Annotated in this window: 14 protein-coding genes; 6 read left to right on the top strand and 8 right to left on the bottom strand. The window is 50.0% G+C overall.

Going from position 1 to position 19,301, the window contains the following annotated elements:
- Positions 1 to 61 precede the first annotated feature (61 nt).
- Positions 62 to 484 (bottom strand): hypothetical protein, encoded by a 423-nt coding sequence (locus tag H9Q13_RS06820; protein ID WP_191183013.1) that lies wholly within the window; start codon positions 482 to 484, stop codon positions 62 to 64.
- 193 nt (positions 485 to 677) lie between these two features.
- Here H9Q13_RS06820 and H9Q13_RS06825 point away from each other — a divergent pair, with 193 nt between their 5' ends.
- On the top strand, positions 678 to 3,161 hold the full coding sequence (locus H9Q13_RS06825; protein ID WP_191183014.1) for a S9 family peptidase: 2,484 nt from the start codon (positions 678 to 680) through the stop codon (positions 3,159 to 3,161).
- A 166-nt stretch (positions 3,162 to 3,327) separates the two neighbouring features.
- Here H9Q13_RS06825 and H9Q13_RS06830 read toward each other — a convergent pair whose 3' ends face one another.
- Positions 3,328 to 4,095 (bottom strand): peptidylprolyl isomerase, encoded by a 768-nt coding sequence (locus tag H9Q13_RS06830; protein ID WP_191183015.1) that lies wholly within the window; start codon positions 4,093 to 4,095, stop codon positions 3,328 to 3,330.
- Between the two features lie 475 nt (positions 4,096 to 4,570).
- Here H9Q13_RS06830 and H9Q13_RS06835 point away from each other — a divergent pair, with 475 nt between their 5' ends.
- Positions 4,571 to 5,734 carry a S8 family serine peptidase gene (locus H9Q13_RS06835; protein WP_224744128.1) on the top strand — a complete coding sequence of 388 codons (1,164 nt, stop codon included), beginning with the start codon at positions 4,571 to 4,573 and terminating at the stop codon, positions 5,732 to 5,734.
- Positions 5,735 to 5,785: 51 nt separating this feature from the next.
- Here the strand turns inward: H9Q13_RS06835 and H9Q13_RS06840 are convergent, their stop codons facing one another.
- Entirely contained in the window at positions 5,786 to 6,286 is a 501-nt protein-coding gene (locus H9Q13_RS06840) for a GNAT family N-acetyltransferase (protein ID WP_191183017.1), read from the bottom strand.
- Positions 6,287 to 6,422: 136 nt separating this feature from the next.
- Between H9Q13_RS06840 and H9Q13_RS06845 the strand changes: the two genes are divergently transcribed.
- Positions 6,423 to 7,424, top strand: coding sequence for a zinc-binding dehydrogenase (locus tag H9Q13_RS06845; RefSeq protein ID WP_191183018.1), 1,002 nt, complete (start codon positions 6,423 to 6,425; stop codon positions 7,422 to 7,424).
- Positions 7,425 to 7,607: 183 nt separating this feature from the next.
- Here the strand turns inward: H9Q13_RS06845 and H9Q13_RS06850 are convergent, their stop codons facing one another.
- Positions 7,608 to 9,794, bottom strand: a complete 2,187-nt coding sequence (locus H9Q13_RS06850; RefSeq protein ID WP_191183019.1) for a S9 family peptidase — start codon at positions 9,792 to 9,794, stop codon at positions 7,608 to 7,610.
- Positions 9,795 to 9,955: 161 nt separating this feature from the next.
- Between H9Q13_RS06850 and H9Q13_RS06855 the strand changes: the two genes are divergently transcribed.
- From H9Q13_RS06855 to H9Q13_RS06865, 3 genes are all read left to right on the top strand, one after another.
- On the top strand, positions 9,956 to 10,210 hold the full coding sequence (locus tag H9Q13_RS06855) for an acyl-CoA-binding protein (RefSeq protein ID WP_191183020.1): 255 nt from the start codon (positions 9,956 to 9,958) through the stop codon (positions 10,208 to 10,210).
- Positions 10,211 to 10,442: 232 nt separating this feature from the next.
- Positions 10,443 to 13,409, top strand: a complete 2,967-nt coding sequence (locus H9Q13_RS06860; protein ID WP_191183021.1) for a SusC/RagA family TonB-linked outer membrane protein — start codon at positions 10,443 to 10,445, stop codon at positions 13,407 to 13,409.
- 19 nt (positions 13,410 to 13,428) lie between these two features.
- A complete protein-coding gene (locus H9Q13_RS06865; protein WP_191183022.1) occupies positions 13,429 to 14,745 on the top strand; it encodes a RagB/SusD family nutrient uptake outer membrane protein in 1,317 nt (438 codons plus the stop codon).
- A gap of 53 nt (positions 14,746 to 14,798) precedes the next feature.
- Here H9Q13_RS06865 and H9Q13_RS06870 read toward each other — a convergent pair whose 3' ends face one another.
- From H9Q13_RS06870 to H9Q13_RS06885, 4 genes are all read right to left on the bottom strand, one after another.
- Positions 14,799 to 15,221: a putative signal transducing protein gene (locus tag H9Q13_RS06870; protein WP_191183023.1), complete on the bottom strand. Its 423-nt coding sequence runs from the start codon at positions 15,219 to 15,221 to the stop codon at positions 14,799 to 14,801.
- Between the two features lie 30 nt (positions 15,222 to 15,251).
- Positions 15,252 to 15,476 carry a CDGSH iron-sulfur domain-containing protein gene (locus tag H9Q13_RS06875; protein ID WP_191183024.1) on the bottom strand — a complete coding sequence of 75 codons (225 nt, stop codon included), beginning with the start codon at positions 15,474 to 15,476 and terminating at the stop codon, positions 15,252 to 15,254.
- Between the two features lie 143 nt (positions 15,477 to 15,619).
- Positions 15,620 to 16,414, bottom strand: coding sequence for a hypothetical protein (locus H9Q13_RS06880; protein WP_191183025.1), 795 nt, complete (start codon positions 16,412 to 16,414; stop codon positions 15,620 to 15,622).
- Between the two features lie 239 nt (positions 16,415 to 16,653).
- On the bottom strand, positions 16,654 to 19,092 hold the full coding sequence (locus H9Q13_RS06885) for a GAF domain-containing protein (protein WP_191183026.1): 2,439 nt from the start codon (positions 19,090 to 19,092) through the stop codon (positions 16,654 to 16,656).
- Positions 19,093 to 19,301 lie beyond the last annotated feature (209 nt).

The raw sequence follows: 19,301 nt of genomic DNA on the forward strand, positions 1-19,301 counted from the left end.
CTCCTCCTTAAAGTAGAAAAGTAGTGAAATAGTTTCAGAGAAGAGCCGGTATAGTGCCTTATTATTTGTTTTTTGCCTGGCATTCCAGTAGCCATTGTTGAGCACTTTCTATATCCTGGAAAATATGCATGTGAAATCTTCCCTGGACTCTGCTTAGCATGTCTGCTGAGGAAGCTGCCGCAAATGAGTCTTCGTTTACCACATGGGCATAATAGCGAAGCCCAGCAGCGGCGGCGCGGGGTGTCCATACCTGCTCTATCCAATCCACGGAGTGATCCCACCGGCCCACCAGGAGGCGATTGTCGTTCAGGCCATAGGAAACCTGATACTTTTCAATCATCTCCAGCACTGCCAGGCTGCCCTGAACCACATTCTCTGGCGTAACATAGCCTAACCAGTTGTTATAAACCCAATTGTTACGCTCATCAACATGGGTGGTGAGGAATATTTTACCAGTTGCGGATTTGAGTTCCCGTAGTTTCACTAGGAAATATTAAGTTATTTAATTCAAATAAAACTGCTGACTACTAAATTGGTTATTGGCCCACCTTTTAAAGGTGGTATTTGTGCGCTAATTTAAGCATAATTTAACTTAGGCTTTGGGGTATGGCCGCTTAAACCTTGTATATTGTCTACGGTCTAATCCCACAACTAACCCAATCTAAACCTTAAAAGAAATGCACTTGAAATCTGTCTACTCTTCGAAGCGGCTGACCGCTTCGCTGCTGGGACTGTTGCTCTTGGTCGGTTCGCCGGCTCCCGTAGCAATTGCCCAGGCTAATAAAGAGGCCTCAAACGGCTATCAGCGGCCACCTGAAACCATGGCTTCCATTATCGATGCGCCTTCCACACCGGGCGTGAGCATCAACTCCAAAGGCGACTGGATGCTGCTGCTCGAGCGAGCAGGCTACCCCAGCATAGAGGAGCTGGCGCAACCGGAAAGCCGCCTGGCTGGCCTCCGCATAAACCCTGCTACAAACGGGCAAAGCCGCGCCTCCTTCATCAATAATATAAAAGTGAAGCAGGTGAACGGCGGTCAGGAATTCCCGATCAGCGGCCTTCCCCAGAATGCCCAGATCTCGTATGTGACCTGGTCGCCGGATGAGAAGCAGATTGCCTTTACCGTGACCAATGCCCAAGGTATAGAACTGTGGGCGGCAGGTATAGCCGACAGACAAGCGAAGAAACTGACTACAGCCACCCTAAACGATGCCTACAGTGGCCGTCCGTTTTCCTGGATGCCAGATAGTAAAGCTTTAATGGTGAAGTTTGTGGATGAGAAGCGTGGGGATATGCCAAAGGCGAGCCTGGTGCCTGCCGGGCCGAACATCCAGCAGAACATCGGCAAAGCCAACCCGTCGCGCACTTACCAGGATCTGCTCAAAAACCAGAACGATGTGCAGCTGTTCGACTACTTCATGCAGACACAGTTGAAATTGGTTTCACTGGACGGGAAACAGCAGAATATCGGGCAGGCCGGTATCATCAAGAGCGCGGATGTATCGCCGGACGGGCAGTACCTGTTGGTCGAGACCATTCAGAAGCCCTACTCATACCTGGTGCCGCATTACTACTTCCCTTATCACGTAGAGGTGTGGAGCCGCGATGGCAAAGTGGTAAAGCAACTGGCGCAACTGCCGCTGGCCGAGGATATTCCGATCGGTTTTGACAACGTAGCGAAGGGGCCACGCAGTTACGACTGGCGCCCTGACAAACCTGCCACTTTATACTGGGCAGAGGCGCAGGACGGCGGCGATGCCAGCAAAGAGGTGAAGGAGCGCGATGTCGTGTTTATGCTCGAAGCGCCATTCTCCGGAAAACCAGCCAAACTTGCCGGCACCAAATACCGCTACCGTGGGGTGCAATGGGGTAACAATAACCTGGCTCTGGTGAACGAGCGACTCTGGAAAACCCGAACCGAGCGTGTCGTGCTGGTGCATCCTGACAAGCCTGCGCAGACTGGCACCGTGCTGATCGAGCGCTCTTACGAAGATGGCTACAACGACCCGGGCAGCCCCGTGTATACCAAAAACCAGTATGGCCGCAGCGTGCTGATGACCGACAAAAAAGGTGACAACATCTACATGATCAGCGAGGGCGGCTCACCGGAGGGCAACCGTCCTTTCCTGAGCGAGTTCAACCTGAAGTCGAAGAAGGCAAAAATCCTGTTCCGCTCCGAAGCGCCTTACTATGAGCGTCCCGTAGATATCATCGACCTCAGCAACAAACGCATTATTACCAGGAGAGAATCTGAAAAGGATGTACCGAACTATTTTGTGCGCGACCTTGGCAAAAAGAAAATAACGCAGGTAACAAGTTTCCCGCACCCGTACCCGCAATTAGAAGGTGTGCAGAAGGAGTTGCTGCAGTATGAGCGCAACGACGGTGTGAAGTTGACGGCTGTGCTATACCTGCCGAAGGACTACAAGAAAGGCGATGCGGTGCTTCCAATGCTGATGTGGGCTTATCCGCGTGAGTTCAAGAACGCTGCCGCAGCCGGACAGGTGAAGAGCTCACCTTATGAGTTTACACGCATCAGCTCTGGCTCGCCGCTGTTCTGGGTCACGCGGGGCTATGCCGTGCTTGATCGCACCGACTTCCCGATTGTAGGGGAAGGCGAGGCGCAGCCGAACGATACTTACGTAGAGCAACTGGTAGCCAGCGCAGAGGCCGCTATTAACAAAGTGGTGGAGATGGGCGTGGCTGACCGCAACCGAATTGCGGTAGGCGGACACTCCTATGGTGCGTTCATGACCGGCAATCTGCTGGCGCACTCTAACCTGTTTGCTGCAGGTATAGCCCGAAGCGGTGCCTACAACCGCACACTTACCCCATTTGGTTTCCAGCAGGAGGAGCGTACCTACTGGGAGGCGCCTGAGGTATACAACCGTATGTCCCCGTTCTCTGCCGCTCACAAAGTGAAAACGCCGATCCTGCTCATCCATGGTGAGGCCGATAACAACTCCGGAACCTTCCCGATTCAAAGTGAGCGATTCTACAACGCCCTGAAGGGGCACGGTGCCACCACTCGTTTGGTATTCCTGCCACACGAAAGCCATGGCTACGCTGCCCGCGAGTCAATCCTACACATGCTCTGGGAAATGGATAACTGGCTGGAAACCTATGTGAAAAAACGCGAAACAGCGAGCAGTAAACAGTAAGCAGGTAACAGTTATCAGTAAGCAGGTAGCAGGAAATCAGGTATAACCTTTAACCAAACTGCTGCCTTATACACAGAGCGCCCCGTCCAAGATTGGACGGGGCGCTCTGTTTTAATATAGTATTAATTGTTTACTGTTAACTGCTCACTGTTAACTGTAAAAACTGTTAATTGTTTAATGTTTTGATTTTGTGGGGAACGATCGTGATTGGCCATTTCTGCCCGTCCACTGGCTCATCAGAAATTTTATCTACTACATCCATCCCTTCTATGACTTCACCGAACACAGTGTATTCCTGGTCCAGGGCAGGCTCACCGCCGATAGTGGTATAGAGTTCGATTTGGGCGGGAGTGTACTGCATATTGTGTTTGGCTTCATAGGCTCTCAGTTCCTGTAGCGTGCGTGGCTCTCCCTGCACGATATAAAAGTTGTGCGAAGAAGATTCTTTGTCTGGATTGCGCTCATCGCCGTAGCGGGCCATGGCCAGGGCTCCTCGTTTGTGAATATACTTTGGGTTGAACTCCTGCGGTATTTTATATGGCCCCTGCTTCATGGTGCGGTTGTCGGAGTCACCACCCTGCACGGCAAAACCCTTGACCACTCGGTAAAACTCCCCCTGATCGTAAAAGCCTGCCTTCGTCAGACGTACGAAGTTGGCGCGGTGCAAAGGCGTTTCCTTGTAAAGGCGCAGTTTGATGTCGCCGTGACGGGTGCTGATGAGTATGAGACTGTCTGGGTTTTCTTTCTCAAAAGTGGTGAGCACCTCTACGACCGTCTCCGAAGTAAGCGGCTCCAGCGTTGACTTGTTTGCCTCCCCATTCTTTTCAGCGGTGGCTTGTTCCTCTGTCTTTGGCTGGCATGAGGCCATAAACAACAAACAGATGATCAGATGGATAAAAAGATTCGAAGAAAATGCGGACATCATGTTTTTCATAAGTGTGTGAAAGGTTCTTGCAGTTTAATATATGAAAGTGCTGTTTAATATGCTAGTATCAGAAGAGGTTATAATAGGAAGTGATTGATTGTAATTGTAATATTTTTATATAACATAAAATATGGAATACTTATTTTATATGCTCCCGTATAAAACACCCCATACCTTTAGTGCTATTTAGACAATTAGGTTACAATTGAAAAAAGAAGGGTAGATGGTGTTTGAACACTGGTTGTAATCTTTGAATTTTACATGTTGTAACATAGTGCGTATGTCCTTTAAGTAAATGCACATTTGCTTAAAACTTTGAAATTAAATTATATTTTTATTTGCATATATAAAATGGAATCAGTAGCTTGGATTTGATTAACCTTAATAATTACCTTAAATCTTAAACTAACCTAACATCTCACCGAGTATGAAAAACACATTACGCTTAAACAACGTCCTTCGTTCTGTACTGTTTGGAGTAGCTATGTCTACAGTCACATTTGGTTTTACTTCTTGCGACAGCGAATCGGTTGAAGCTTCGAATCCAACTGAAACGCTGCAGGCTTCGGATCAAAATGGTGCAATTATCAAAGGACAGTATATAATTGTATTTAAGAAAGATGGTAACCAGCGTCTTGATGGTACTGCCACTTATGCTGAGCGTGTAGGTATGGTACGTGAAATGGGTCAGGAGTTGCTGGCAGCTAACGGCATCCAAAATGCTACTATCGAGCAAGCCTATGGCAAAGCGATCGTAGGTATGGCTGCTAAGCTGACTGATGAGCAAGTGGAAACCCTTCGTCGTGATAACCGCGTGGCTTACATCGAGCCTGACAGAGTAGTGATGCTGGCCAAGCCAGGCAGCGGCGGCGGCGGTAGTGCTGCACAGGAAGTTCCTTACGGCATCGCCCGTGTAGGGTATGCCAGTGGCTCCGGTAAAACTGCCTGGGTAATCGACTCTGGTATCGACCTGACGCACGAAGACCTGAACGTGGACGTAGCCAGAAGCAGAACGTTCTTTACAAGCGGCAGAGATGCAAGTGATGCCAATGATAATAACGGCCACGGAACGCACGTAGCCGGTACAATTGCCGCTAAAAATAACTCAGTTGGTGTGATAGGTGTAGCCTACGACGCAGCGGTGGTTGCTGTAAAAGTACTCGATGCGCGTGGCAGCGGTTCTTACTCCGGTGTAATCGCCGGTGTGGACTACGTGGCTACTGCCGGTAAAGCGGGTGATGTGGCCAACATGAGCCTTGGCGGTCCTACTTCACAGGCGCTGGATGATGCGGTTGTAGCTGCTGCAAGCAGTGGTATCAAGTTTGCACTTGCTGCAGGCAATGAGTCAGCGCATGCCAACAGCTCGTCGCCAGGTCGCGCCAACCATGCAAACATCTATACTGTGTCTGCCATGAACTCTTCTGACTCATGGGCTAGCTTCTCTAACTATGGCAACCCGCCGGTAGACTACTGTGCACCAGGCGTGAGCATCAAGTCTACCTGGAAAGGTGGTGGCTACAACACAATCAGCGGTACGTCAATGGCATCTCCACACGTTGCTGGTCTGTTGCTGCACGGCACTATCAAAACTGATGGTTTCGTGAAGAACGACCCAGATGGCAACGCAGATCCGATTGCACACTTATAGTATTAATTAAGGTGAATAAGAAGCGGGTGGCTGTGAGGCTGCCCGCTTTTTTTATGCCAATTGCTTTCGCATCACGTAGTCATTCATCCAATAAGGGCCAATGGGAATATCCTCCTGCAAATGCACCTGATAGCCGCAGCGCTCGTAAAACGTTTTCGCTTTGTTAAACCGGTTTACGTTCAGGTCCAGGAAGCCGGCCCCCAGCTTGCTCACTTTTGCTTCAACCGCCTCCAGCAGCAGTTTGCCCAATCCCGTTCCCTGTCGGGTTGGCAGCAGGTATATTTTATTGAGTTTGTATACCTTCTCCAGCTCATCCTTTAAAGAATAAGAAGCAAAACCCACGTATTCATTGTCATCCAGCAGGAGCAGAAACGTCTGTCCCTCCTGCATTTGCTGTTGCAGAGCCGGCAAGGTATAGATCATCTCGAACATGTAGTCGATCTGCTCTTCAGAAAGAATTGGACGGTAAGTAGGACCCCAAATAGCTGTTGCCAGTCGGTTGATGGTGGGTATGTCTGCTGTGGTCGCTTCTCGGATGGTTATGTTGCGCATGCTGCCTACGGATTACGGTGGTTACGAAGATAGTCGCTGCCGCATAAAAAGCCAATGTATAGCAGCCGCAGCTTTTGACTTTCCGCAGAAATTATACCTTTGCAGGTATAGCCTTATACCTTAAACCGAAAACAGAATGAAAGCCATTTACCTTGAAGCAGTCAACAGCCCCTTTGTGCTGATTGAGAAAGACAAACCAACAGCAGGACCCGGCGAGGCCATCGTGCAGGTGAAAGCGGCCGCGCTCAATCACCGGGATGTCTGGATACAGTATGGCCGCTATTTTACCAAGGATTACCCGGCTATTCTGGGTTCGGATGGGGCTGGTGTCGTAACGGAGGTAGGTGAGGGTGTTGATCAGAGCTGGCTGGAGCAGGAAGTGGTAATCGACCCATCTACGGACTGGGGTGACAACCCGCATGCGCACAGCAATGCATATAAAGTGCTGGGGATGCCACAGGATGGCACTTTCGCAGAATACGTGAAAGTGTTGGCCTCCAACCTGCACCGCAAGCCCGCGCACCTTAGTTTTGAGGAAGCCGCCGCATTGCCACTTGCCGGCGTGACAGCCTATCGGACTATGTTTACAAAGTGTGGTTTGAAAGCCGGAGAGCGGGTGCTCATCACGGGTGCAGGCGGCGGCGTGGCGTTGTTTGCGGTTCAGTTTGCCGTGGCCGCCGGGGCTGAGGTATGGGTAACATCCGGCTCTGACGATAAAATCGAAAAGGCGAAAGCCTTGGGAGCTACCGGAGGCATAAATTACAAGCAGGAGAACTGGGGCAAAACGCTGAAAGCACTAGTGGGCGGTTTTGATGTCAGCATTGACGGTGCCGCAGGCGAAGGCTTTGTGCAGCTGGTGAAACTGGCCAAGCCAGGTGGGCGCATCGGTATTTATGGTGGCACAACAGGCATGATCGGGCAGATCAACCCTGCAGAGCTATTCTGGAAACAACTGGCGATACATGGCAGTACCATGGGGACCAATCAGGATTTTGCCGATATGATGGCCTTTGTGGAAAAGACTCAGGTAAAGCCGGTCGTAGATATTGTGTTCCCGCTGGCAGAAATCGAGCAAGCCATGCGCTACATGGAAGCCGGCAAGCAGTTCGGCAAGATTGTAGTGAAAGTAAGCCAATAGCCTATACCTTTCGTCCTGAATATTCTCACCGCAGACTCGGTCTTAGAGAAGAAAAGATTGAAGGTTGCGCCATAGGCTCTAAAGTAAAATGGCTCTAGTGAAATGCACAGAAAGCCAAAAACCCCGCTACTCTTAAATGGTAGCGGGGTTTTTAGATTTTGATTTCAGGGACTTAGATTTACATTACTCCTTTATGCCCGCCAGCTTCAGGAAGAAGGCATATTGCAGCGCAGTTTCCCGGTATGGCTTGAAACGGCCGGAAGCGCCTCCATGGCCTGCCTCCATGTTGGTATCCAGCAAGAGCAGGTTGTCATCCGTTTTCATCTCGCGCAGCTTGGCCACCCACTTGGCGGGCTCAAAGTACTGTACCTGCGAGTCGTGCAGACCCGTGGTGACGAGCATGTTCGGATACTCTTTCGCTTCCACGTTGTCGTAGGGCGAGTAGGAGAGCATATAGTCGTAAGCGGCCTTTTCGGCAGGGTTGCCCCATTCGTCAAACTCGCCGGTTGTTAGCGGTATGCTGGTGTCGAGCATGGTGGTAACCACATCCACAAACGGTACGGCCGCATGCACACCTTTGTACAGGTCCGGGCGCATGTTCACCACGGCTCCCATCAGTAGGCCTCCTGCGCTACCGCCCTGGGCAAATAGCTTTTCCGGATTGGTATACTTCTGCTCAATCAGGTACTCCGATACGTCCACAAAGTCGGTGAAGGTGTTTTTCTTCTTCATCATCTTGCCGTCCTCATACCATTGGCGCCCCATCTCCTGGCCACCGCGTATGTGGGCGATGGCGTATACGAAGCCACGATCAAGCAGGCTGAGGCGAACGGAGCTAAAGCCTGGGTTCATGCTGATGCCATAAGAACCGTAGGCATATTGCAGGGTAGGGTTGTTGCCATCAAGCTTCAGGCCCTTGCGGTACACCAGCGAAACCGGTATTTTGGTGCCGTCCTTAGCCGTTGCGTAGATGCGCTTTGCCTCGTAGTTGTTCTTGTCGAAATCTCCTACCACTTCCTGTTCCTTCAGCAGGGTCTTCTGCTTCGTCGCCATGTTGTAATCGAAGGTGGAGCTTGGGGTGGTCAGGGAACTGTATACATAGCGCAGTACCTTGCTGTCGAAGTCCGGGTTGACGCTGATGCCGGCGGTATAGGCCTCTTCGCCGAAATCCACGTAGTAATCGGTTTTCGGATCGTTCCAATTTTTGATGCGCAGCTGTGTCAGACCATTTTTGCGCTCCTGCAACACCAGGTAATCCTTGAAAATCTCAGTGCCCTCCAGGAAAGTGTCAGCCCGGTGCGGGATCACCTCTTTCCAGTTTTCCTTTGTGGTTTTGCCTACCGGGGTCTTCATCAGTTTAAAGTTAGTAGCCCCGTCCTTGTTGGTGCGGATATAAAAGCTGTCGCCGAAGTGGTCTACGCCATACTCCAGGCCACGCTCACGGGGTTGAATCACCTTGAGGGCGGCAGTTGGGTTGGTGGCGTCAATAAAGCGGTACTCCTGCGAAACGGTGCTGCTGGAGCCGATGATGATGTACTTATCTGACTTGGTTTTGTAAACAAAGGTGCTGAAGGTTTCGTCCGCCTCGTGGTATACCTCTTTGTCCTGCGAGGTAGGGGTGCCCAAGGTATGGCGGAAGATCTTGAAAGAGCGCAGGGACGGGTCTTTCATGGTATAGAATACCGTCTTGTTGTCGTTGGCCCAAACGGCACCACCGGTCGTGTTAGGTATACGGTCGGGCAGTATTTCGCCTGTCTGCAGGTTTTTGAAGCGGATGGTGTACTGGCGGCGGCTCACGGTGTCCTCGCCAAAGGCCAGCAACTGGTTGTTGGGGCTCACGTTCATGCCCGCCGCATTGTAATAGCTCAGGCCTTCGGCACGCTGGTTGGCGTTTACCATAACCTCCTCTTTTGCCTCCAGACTTCCTTTCTTGCGGGCAAAAATAGGGTACTCCTTACCCGCCTCGAAGCGGGTGTAGTAGAAATAGCCATTCTTTTTATAGGGCACTGATTCATCGGTTTGCTTGATGCGACCCACGATCTCGTTGAAGAGTTTTTCCTGCAGTTCTTCTGTGTCGGCCATGACCTGTTTGGTGTACGCATTCTCAGCATTGAGATAGGCAATCACGTCAGGGTTTTCGCGCTCGTTCAGCCAATAGTAGTTGTCGGTGCGGGTATGGCCGTGCGCCACCAGTTCCTTTGGTACCTTCGGAGCCGCAGGGGGCTGTGGTTGCGTGGTAGTAGCCGGTGCTGTTTGCTCCACCGTGGCTGTGGTGGTGGAGTCGATGGTTTTGCTGCTGCTGCACCCGGTGCCCGCAACCAGGCAGGCCGTTAGCAGCAAGGCAGGGGCAGTGGAGTTTAGTTTCGTCATAGTTCTTTTTGCTTGATACATTTATCCCAACAGGTGTAGGCCATGTGGCGAATGTCTAAAAATAAGCAAAAAAAAGCTAAAATAAACTTAAATAAAGTGATGCATGCAGCGTATATTTTTTATACCTTGTTTACATTACCAAACCATCACCTCAAAAAACTATGGCAACACAAGAAGAATTTGAAAGTGCAGTAGCGCGATCCAAAACATTGACTGAGCGCCCGTCTAACGATGTGCTGCTGCAGCTGTACGGTCTTTACAAGCAGGGCTCGGAAGGCGACGTGAACACAGACCGCCCTGGTGGCTTCGATTTTAAAGCCATTGCCAAATGGGACGCCTGGAAAAAGCAGGAAGGGAAGCCCCAGGAAGAGGCAAGGGAAGAATATGTGCAATTAGTAAACAAGCTGGCCAATTAGGGAAATATATTCAATTGGCTTAAATAGCTTTTGTTGGGTCCTGTATCATGAAATTACGTCACATGATAAAGGACCCTTTTTCTTATACCTGACTGAAAGTTATAACATTCTTGTTTTTGCAGTAAAATAAGTTAATATTATACTTTGTGTATAATATTTCGTATAGATGTCTTAATGTATAGCACCATATGGTGGGGTAACATCCTTATCATTAAACCATTAAGTTATTTGTATGAAAAAACTTTACACTATGAAGGTAATCATCCTGTTTCTATGGATGCTGCCTTTCGCCTTGTTTGGGCAAACAACTATCAGCGGGACTGTGACTGACTTCGGATCTGGCATTGCACTACCTGGTGTAAGCGTGGTAGTTGTCGGGACTACGGTTGGCACCACAACCGATGCAAGCGGTAGCTATAAGCTTCAGTTACCCACCACATCAGGCAAAGTGCAGTTCTCCTTTCTGGGCTACGTGGCGCAGACTTTTAATGTAAATGCCTCCACGGAGACGCTGAATGTGCAGCTGCAGGAGAAAACGACCAGTCTGCAGGAAGTGGTGGTGACCGGTTTGGCAACAACGGTAAAAAGAACCAATCTGGCCAATGCCGTCTCCACGATCAGTACCAAAGAAATTACCGGAATCACGTCTCCGCAAACCATGGATGCCGCTATTAGTGGTAAGTTGGTTGGTGCCAACATTGTTTCTAATTCTGGTGCACCGGGCGGAGGTATAGCGATAAAGCTGCGGGGTATCACTTCTGTGTTTGGCAACGCGCAGCCCCTGTATGTGGTGGATGGCGTGATTATAGACAACTCCTCTATTTCAGCCGGCCTCAACGCCGTGACGGCAGCTGCCTCTGGCGGCTCTTCCTCTAACCAGGACAACCCCTCTAACCGTATTGCGGACCTTAACCCCGATGACATTGAAAGCATAGAAGTGCTGAAAGGGGCCTCGGCAGCGGCAATCTATGGTTCGCTGGCCTCTGCAGGTGTTGTGATCATCACAACCAAAAGAGGAGCAATGGGCAAAACGCTGGTGGACTTTTCGCAGGATATAGGCTGGACCGAAGTAACAAAATTGTTGGGTATGCGGGAGTTGAATGAAGAACGCGTACGTGATTCATGGGGAGACGAGGCAGTGCCTTTATTCCTGGAGGCCCGCAACGCCGGACGTTTGATCGACTATGAGGAAGAGTTGTATGGCAACAAAGGCCTGCTGCTTAGTTCCAAACTAAATGTGAGCGGAGGTACGGAGAAGACCAGATTTTTTGTGGGCGGATTGATACAGGATGAGGAGGGGATCGTCAAAACGACGGGCTATGAGAAAAAGTCGATCCGTTTCAACCTGGACCATGTGCTTTCCAAGCGATTTGACTTCAGCCTGAGCACCAACTACATCAATTCCTCTGCGGACCGGGGCCTAACGAACAATGATAATGCGGGCGTTTCATTCGGTGTAGCGCTATCTTCAACGCCAAGCTTTGTAAATCTCTTTCCTGATGCAGAAGGGAACTATCCCGAAAACCCTTTTGCTGCCTCTAATTTCCTGCAGACCCGCGATTTGATGACAAACAATGAGGAAACGAACCGTTTTCTAGGTGGCTTTACGCTAAACACCATGCTTTACGAAACGCTCAGAAGCTCCACCAAGCTGGTGATTCGATCAGGGCTTGATTTCTACAACCTCAAGACAACGGCTATATTCCCGCGCCAACTGCAGTTTCAGTCAGATGGTCGGGGTACAAACGGTGCTTCTATCCAGGGCAACACCAATAACCTGAACACAAACTATGCTGCTTTCCTGGTAAACAATACCAACTTGGGCGAGGATGTGTTCAGTTTCACGACCACACTGGGAGCCACACGCGAGAATTTCAATCAGGACAATATCCTCAACGTAGCAACGCAACTTATCAAAACACAGACTAACCTGGACCAGTCTGGCGCTGTGCAAGTTTCGCAGGACCAGCTGAAGGTTCGAAATAAAGGGCTTTTCTTTCAGGAGGAGGTCAACTTCAGAGACCGCATCATTGCCACTGCCGGCCTACGCCTGGACAAATCTTCCAACAATGCGGACGTAAACAAGTTTCAGGCATTCCCTAAGGCATCGCTGGCCCTCAACGTGGCTAATTTCGACTTCTGGACGATGGAGCGGGTAGCCATGCTGAAGCTGCGGGTAGCCTATGGTGAGTCAGGCGGTTTTCCGCCATTCGGCTCTAAGTATACCTCCTTTGTGGCCTCCAACACAGGTGGTTTGCCTGGTCTGCTCGTGGCGGTGCAGCGCGGTAACGAAAACATTAAGCAGGAGCGACAGAAAGAACTGGAAGCTGGCGTGGACATAGGCTTGCTGGGAGACAAAGTGATCCTGGAAGCAACCGTCTACAACAAAACGGTCTCTGACCTGATCATTAACCAGAACCTGAAACCATCCACAGGTTTTACAAGAGGGTATGTGAACGCAGGAGAACTGCGCAACAGAGGTATAGAACTGGCGCTAAGCGCGACGCCCTTTGAAACAGCCGGCCTCAAATGGGATTCCCGCACCAGTTTTTGGCTCAACCGTTCCAAAATAACGGAACTGACCATCCCTCCCTTTACCATCGGTGGTTTTGGTAACACCCTGGGTACCTTCTTTATCGAGGAAGGAAAGTCCGCTACCCAAATAACAGGTATAAAAGGCAATGAAGGTGTGCAGGTTTTAGGCGACTCGCAGCCTGACTTCCAGATGAATTTCCACAATTTTTTCACCATCAAACAGAATTTCACTTTCTCCTTCCTGTTCCATTGGAAGAATGGCGGTGATAACATTAACCTGACAGAACTTCTGACCGATTTGGGTGGTACCTCCCCTGACTATGATGACGATGATAACGGGGACGGTGTTCCCAATGCAGAGGAACGGGTTAGGGCACTGGGAGTGAGCGCCGAGCCTTTTGTGCAGGATGCATCTTACCTGCGCCTGCGCGAAATAGGCCTGTACTATACCTTGCCAAACACACTGCTGGATGGTGCCTTCGGAGGTTTCGTGCGTACCCTTAAAGTTGGCGCATCCGCCAACAATCTGTTTATAATTACCGATTACAAAAGCTACGATCCGGAAGTGTCGAATTTCGGAGGCAATGGCCTGTCAACAGGGGTAGAGGTAATGCCATTCCCTAACTCCAGGAGAATTTTCTTCCATTTTGCAATCGGGTTTTAACCATTAAATAAGCAAGCTCATGAACAGCTATATAAGCATACCTCGCATTTTAAAAGCAGCAAGCCTGATGTTGCTGACAATTACCCTCACTTCCTGTGAAATAGATGATTTCCCGGACCCTAACAATCCTATCATAGAGCCGAATGCCAGCGTTACAGAGCTGAACTATTTGGTGGTAGGTACAGAGTCGGGCATGCGCAACTTTCTGGGTACCTATTACGACAACGTAGGCGTGATTGGGCGGGAGCATTACCGTTTCTCCGGCGCAGATCCGCGCTTCACCACCGACTTGCTGGGCTTCAGCACTTCCGTGCTCGATGACAACACGTTCTACACCACGAATCCATGGGGTGCCCGCTACAGGGTCGTGAAAAACGCAAACATCCTCATCGAAAGGGCCGAAAACTCGACACTCATCACAGAGGAGCAAAGGCAGGGCTACATAGGTTTTGCCAAAACCATCAAGGCGCACCAGCTTTTGATGAACCTGACGATGACCAACGAAAACGGCATCAGGATAGAGGTAGAGGATGTGGACAATCCGGGTCCTATTGTGAAGGGAGACGATGCCTATGCCGCATTGGCAAACCTGCTTAACGAAGCCGCTACCCATTTGGGTAGTGCCGGTACTACATTTGCTTTCCCGCTTTCAGCAGGGTTTGCCGGATTTGATACACCCGCTACTTTTCTGGAGTTTAACAGAGGTTTGGCTGCCCGTATCGCCGTTTACAGAGGTCGTTATAGTGAAGCGCTTACTTTGCTGGAGGCCTCCTTTCTGGACCTGACCGGCAATTTTGACCGTGGTGTTTACTATACCTTCAGCACAGCGCCAGGCGACCAGCTGAACCCGCTCTTCTTTGCCCCAAATGCGACGGGGGAGGTGCGTATAGCGCATCCGAGCTTTGTAGCGGATGCCACTCCAGGCGATGCCCGGCTTTCCAAGGTTTCTCTGAGAACAGCATCGGCCACCCAGAATTTTCTGACAGGGCAATACGATGTGGCAGTCTACTCCTCCTTGCTTGACCCTGTGCCGATCATCCGGAACGAAGAGTTGATCTTGATCTATGCGGAAGCCAAGATTCAGACAAACCAGCTCGGGGATGCGGTAACAGCCCTGAACAGAATACGGACGGCCAATAATATTGGGGTTTACACAGGGCCACAAACCCAGCAAGCGTTGATTACTGAAATGCTGCGACAACGCCGCTACTCCCTTTACTTCGAGGGGCATCGCTGGGTAGATATGCGCCGCTACAACAGGCTAAGTGAATTGCCAATCGACCGAGCAGGGGATGATGTTTGGGTGAGTTTCCCGATACCTTTTGCGGAAAGCTGATACCTATACCTTAAAAACGGATCAAACTAAAAAAGAGCCTTTCGGGCTCTTTTTTAGTTTTGCTTCCAGGTATAGCCGCAGCCATGGCAATGAAACTTGCGGCTGACAAAGGGTACTGTGATCCCTAATATGCCACCGAAAAACCCTTTTTCTGTAATGCTGGCAGAATCGCAGATAGGGCAGATGATTTCCGGATCATAATCCTGGGCAGATTGATCGAGTTTCATGCCGTCGTCCAGAATATACTCACTGGTACCGCGCATGATACGGCCGATCATTTCGCGTGCTTCTTGTTCATCGCCTTCGGTTACTTGCAGCTTTACGCCGCCCACCGCCACCGAGTAGAGGGGTTGCGCCGCTATTATATGCTCGTCTCCCAGAAAACAAGGGATGCCCTCGGCTTCCAGTCGGCCCTTGAGAATATATGCTTCAGTGGGTTGGCTGAAGGTGGCAACAGTTACTAAGCGCTCTGACATGGCTGTGTTCGTTTTGCTAGGGCTGTCAGGCTACTGTTTTTTAGGAGGCAGGTCGAATGCCTGTGCGTCATGCTCAAAGTGACCTTTGTGAGCACCATCACAGAAAGGCTTGTTTTTGGAAAGTCCGCATCGGCAAATAGATACAAGCTCGCGCCCGCCCAGGCCGTACACGTTTCCTTCTTTGTCTACTATTTCAAAGTCGCCCTCTACTCTTAGCGACCCGTTGCTGTTTACTGTTAATTTAGTCTTTGACACGGTTATCTGTTTAGTTTAAAATCAAATATACTCTTTTTGTGGCATATTTTCTCGGTCTTTAAAGCAGAAAAAACATCCCTGAAACCAAAACAGCCTCCGGACAAACAAATGTCCGGAGGCTGTTCTATGCTTGCTATACCTGCTTACTTGCTGTACATATAAGTGAAAGTCTGTGTCTTGCCGTTTGGCAGTGTCATCGTCTGGCTGATAGGGTAGCCGCTTTCGTCGTACTTGTAGGTATAGGACTTTGTCAGGGTCTTGTTACCGTTGTGGATCACAGTGGAAGAACGCACCAGGTTATTCGGGCTGCTGGCAATGCCAGGCTCTGCAAACACATGGAATGGATTCGGGTTGGAATCGTAGGAGTGTGTGGTCGTGGAGTAAAGCTTGGCCGCTCCGGTTCTGTCTACTACAAACTGCTTTTCCTGGCCATAGTTGCCATTCGGCAATGCCTCATAGGTTGTGAATGACTTTAGGGCGCCCTTTTGCTCCGTACCTTCGTAAGCTGATTTTTTGCTCAGCTTCTTTGCCGCGTCGTAGTCGTAAGTGGTGTACGACTGATACTCTGGCTTTCCTCCTAAAAAGTAAGTGGAAATTGATTTGCTCAACTCGCCCCGGTCGTTGTAGGTATGCGCCTCTTCCGACAGTACCTGCTTGCTGTTGCCGGCAAAGGTGCTTGCTTTTACAAGACGGCCTTTGTTGTCGCGCTCGTACTTTTCAAAGCTCTCGATCTCGCCGGTTTCCTTGTTATAATGGTTAATCTGGATGAGTTGCTTGCCCGCAAAGTTAAAGGAAGTTACCTCTGCTGAGTCCATCAGCACATGCGAAAGCGTACCCTGATCAAAAGATGGCTGGGCGGCTTCCTTTTCGCTTCTTTCGCAGGAAGAAAGTGCTACCACGCCAAAAACGAGCATGGCGGGTAAAAATCTGCTTTTCAATTTCATTTGGCTAAAAGTTGAAAAAGTTAAAAATAAAACTGACCAGAGCATTTCTCCGGCAGTCTCAGTTAGAACGCACCTTTTCAAATAATAATTGCACTGCCGTAAATAAAATCAATTAATTTGTTGTGTCACAGGGAATTTTGCAATAGTCTGTTGTTTGTAAGTTGTTGTTTTTCAGTGTTTTTATGAATGAAAAGGCCTGATAAAAAAGTTGCAAATTTTTGTAAAGTGCAATTTTAGTTAAGTGCGGCCGTCCGGGCAATGTTGAGTAGCTCGTCTCCCGCGTCGATGTCGTGCCGCAGCTGCTCCTGGAAATTGATGGTGATCCGGAGTGCCCGCAGCCCCTGTACCCCCTGCATTTCTTCCAGTTCCAGGTCTTCCACTTCTCTCTCGACGTACCCTTCAGCTTGCAGAAAATCGATGTAGCGCATATACTCCTGTGCCTCACGCGGCTGTGTATACACAATGGCAATTTTACCCGGCTGGGTTAACCGCTCATCGGAGCCACGCAGCACGGCCTTGTCTATACGCTTTTTAATGATCTCATAGCGGATGTTATCGGCACCCTCCACGTCAAATTTCTTCTCGTCCAGTCTGAATCGGATGGAGATCGGGCTGCTGTGCACCAAAATGAGCTGGGTGATTTCTAGCGGCAGTTTAAGATTGGCGCGCAGCTTCTGGATGCGGCGGGCGATCTCGCAGGTGAGCATGAGCTGCCATAGGCGCATGTTCTTGAGGTAAATCTGCTCAAAATGCCCGTTGTTCAGCAAGGAAGCCCCAATGTAAATGTTGTATTCCAGCCCATCGGTCTTATACTTCTCAAAATAGTGCGGGAATATCTGTTGCGCCTTCTCCTCCTCCCGGTCCAGAAAGTTTGAGATGGTGTCGTTGATCAGGTAGAGGCTCTCCTCATAAGCCCGACGCTTGTTATACACCACCCTGTTCGGGTTGTTGATCGCCTTGCGGTAAGCCTCTATAGCCGTTTTGGTGGAAGGATACTTGAGCTCGAAGTGGTTGAAGAGTGGCTCTATCTCGGTGCGTAGAAACTCCAATATAGAGACTTCGTCGCCGGATGCCAGCTCGTGCACAATGCTCTGCGAGTACTTGTCGATCTTGTAAACCAGTTCGTCCAGAATAGAAAGCGGAAGATTGTCCTTGGCCGCCAGGATGACCTCCTTTGCATACACCAGTTGGTCGAGCAGGTCGCCTTGAATGGCCTTGTTGCGCTCGGCAGCCGAACTCCTGATGTCCGACACCCCATAGAGCGGGTAAATGTCACGGAACACAATTGGCTCGATCTCGGAACTGACATTGCGCTCCATTTTGTCGAGCAGGTTGATGGCCGCCTGTGTGAAGCGCCACTCCACAATGGGGTGTATGGCCGTGTACTTCTCCTTAATAATGTTTTGGATGCTGCTTCGCAACTCCTCCAGCATGCGGTTGAGGGCCAGTGCGAACAGCGGCAATATCTCCTTGAGCTTGATGGTGGAGAGTGCATTAAGCTCACCAGGTATAGGCGAGGCCAGCTCAAGCATGCCAATGGTCTGCCCCTCGTAATACAGCGGTGCGATGATCAGGTTGCGCACGCCAGCCTCTATCAGTTGCTTCTCAATTCGGGTCGGTTCCTCTAAAAGTTCCAGGTCATCAACTACGATAGTGTTCCCACGCGACATAACAGGCCCATAGATGGATTCGTTGAAGTCGTCCAGCTTAATGTCGCAGGTATCGGTAAGCACCAGGCCGTTCCAGGTTTTGCGGGCATAATTGGTGTCGAACTCCTGTAGGGCTGGGCAGGAAGCCAGCCCCAACCGCAATCCCGGCAAGCCAAATAACACCCGGAGCTTCTGCTGCAGGCTCTCAAATCCTTCCTGCGAAGTAACAGAGTGCTGGTCGAGCAGGTCGTAACGCAACGAAGAGATCGTCTCCTCATTGGTCACATCTGTGAAATCGTAGATGGCAAAGCCGCTGAATTCAAAGTCCTCGGGTGGCAGCTTCTGCATCCAGAGGTCCAGGTTGTTGTAGCGGTTTATCAGGAAGTTGATTTCCTGCGTCGTCAGTTTTTTGAGTTCACCTTTGGTCTTTACCTTCATAAACTTCAGGTCGATGCTGAGTTTATAGTGCCGGTCCAGGTTGGTGAATTTATCCTTGATGGTGAAGATAAAGGGCTCGTCCACCACGAAGTTGGCGTTGTAGAACTTTTCCAGGATCAGTGTATAAGCAGAGAGTGTAAGCCGGAAAAGCAGCATGTCGAGGTTCAGGTCGAGCTTTTCGGTATAGTTGCCACCTCCAAGCAGGTTGAGCTCCTCGAGGCGCGGCGTCGCATAAAAACTCTCGAAGTGAAAAGGCAGTACCGTGGCACGCAAATCGTTTTCCCAGAGGGCACTCGGAAAGATGTCCTCCATGAGTATGTCCACCGTATCGATGTACTTTTCTATAATAGAAACATCCTCAATGGGTTCCAGCAGCTCAGGGTTTTTCCGCAACAGACCGGCCAGCTCGTTTACGCGGCTGACGTTGCAGTTCGGATCGTTCTGGATCTTATTTTCCCAGTAAGAGATAAGCGGCGACAGGCTCAGCGTCGCCTTGAACGGAAACTGTTCGGTGCTCAGTATAATTTCGTCCCGGTTAGGTATAGAAACAACGGTTTCGTGGAAGTTGCCTCTGTTTTTGCGCATATATTGTTTTGGTTTGGATGTGGGAAAAACGTGTGTGGCACATATCCCAGGTGTGGTTCAGGTAAACTTAGATCACCTTAAAGCTTATAAACGTAAGCCGCAGCAAAAGGATAGGCACGGTATAGGCCCTTTAGTGCGGTTATCGAAAAAATATAGTGACAGAATAATATAGTGGCATAATATTTATAGAAAGGCTATGTTAGAATGTT

The organism is Pontibacter aquaedesilientis (assembly GCF_014773225.1).
Taxonomy (GTDB): domain Bacteria; phylum Bacteroidota; class Bacteroidia; order Cytophagales; family Hymenobacteraceae; genus Pontibacter; species Pontibacter aquaedesilientis.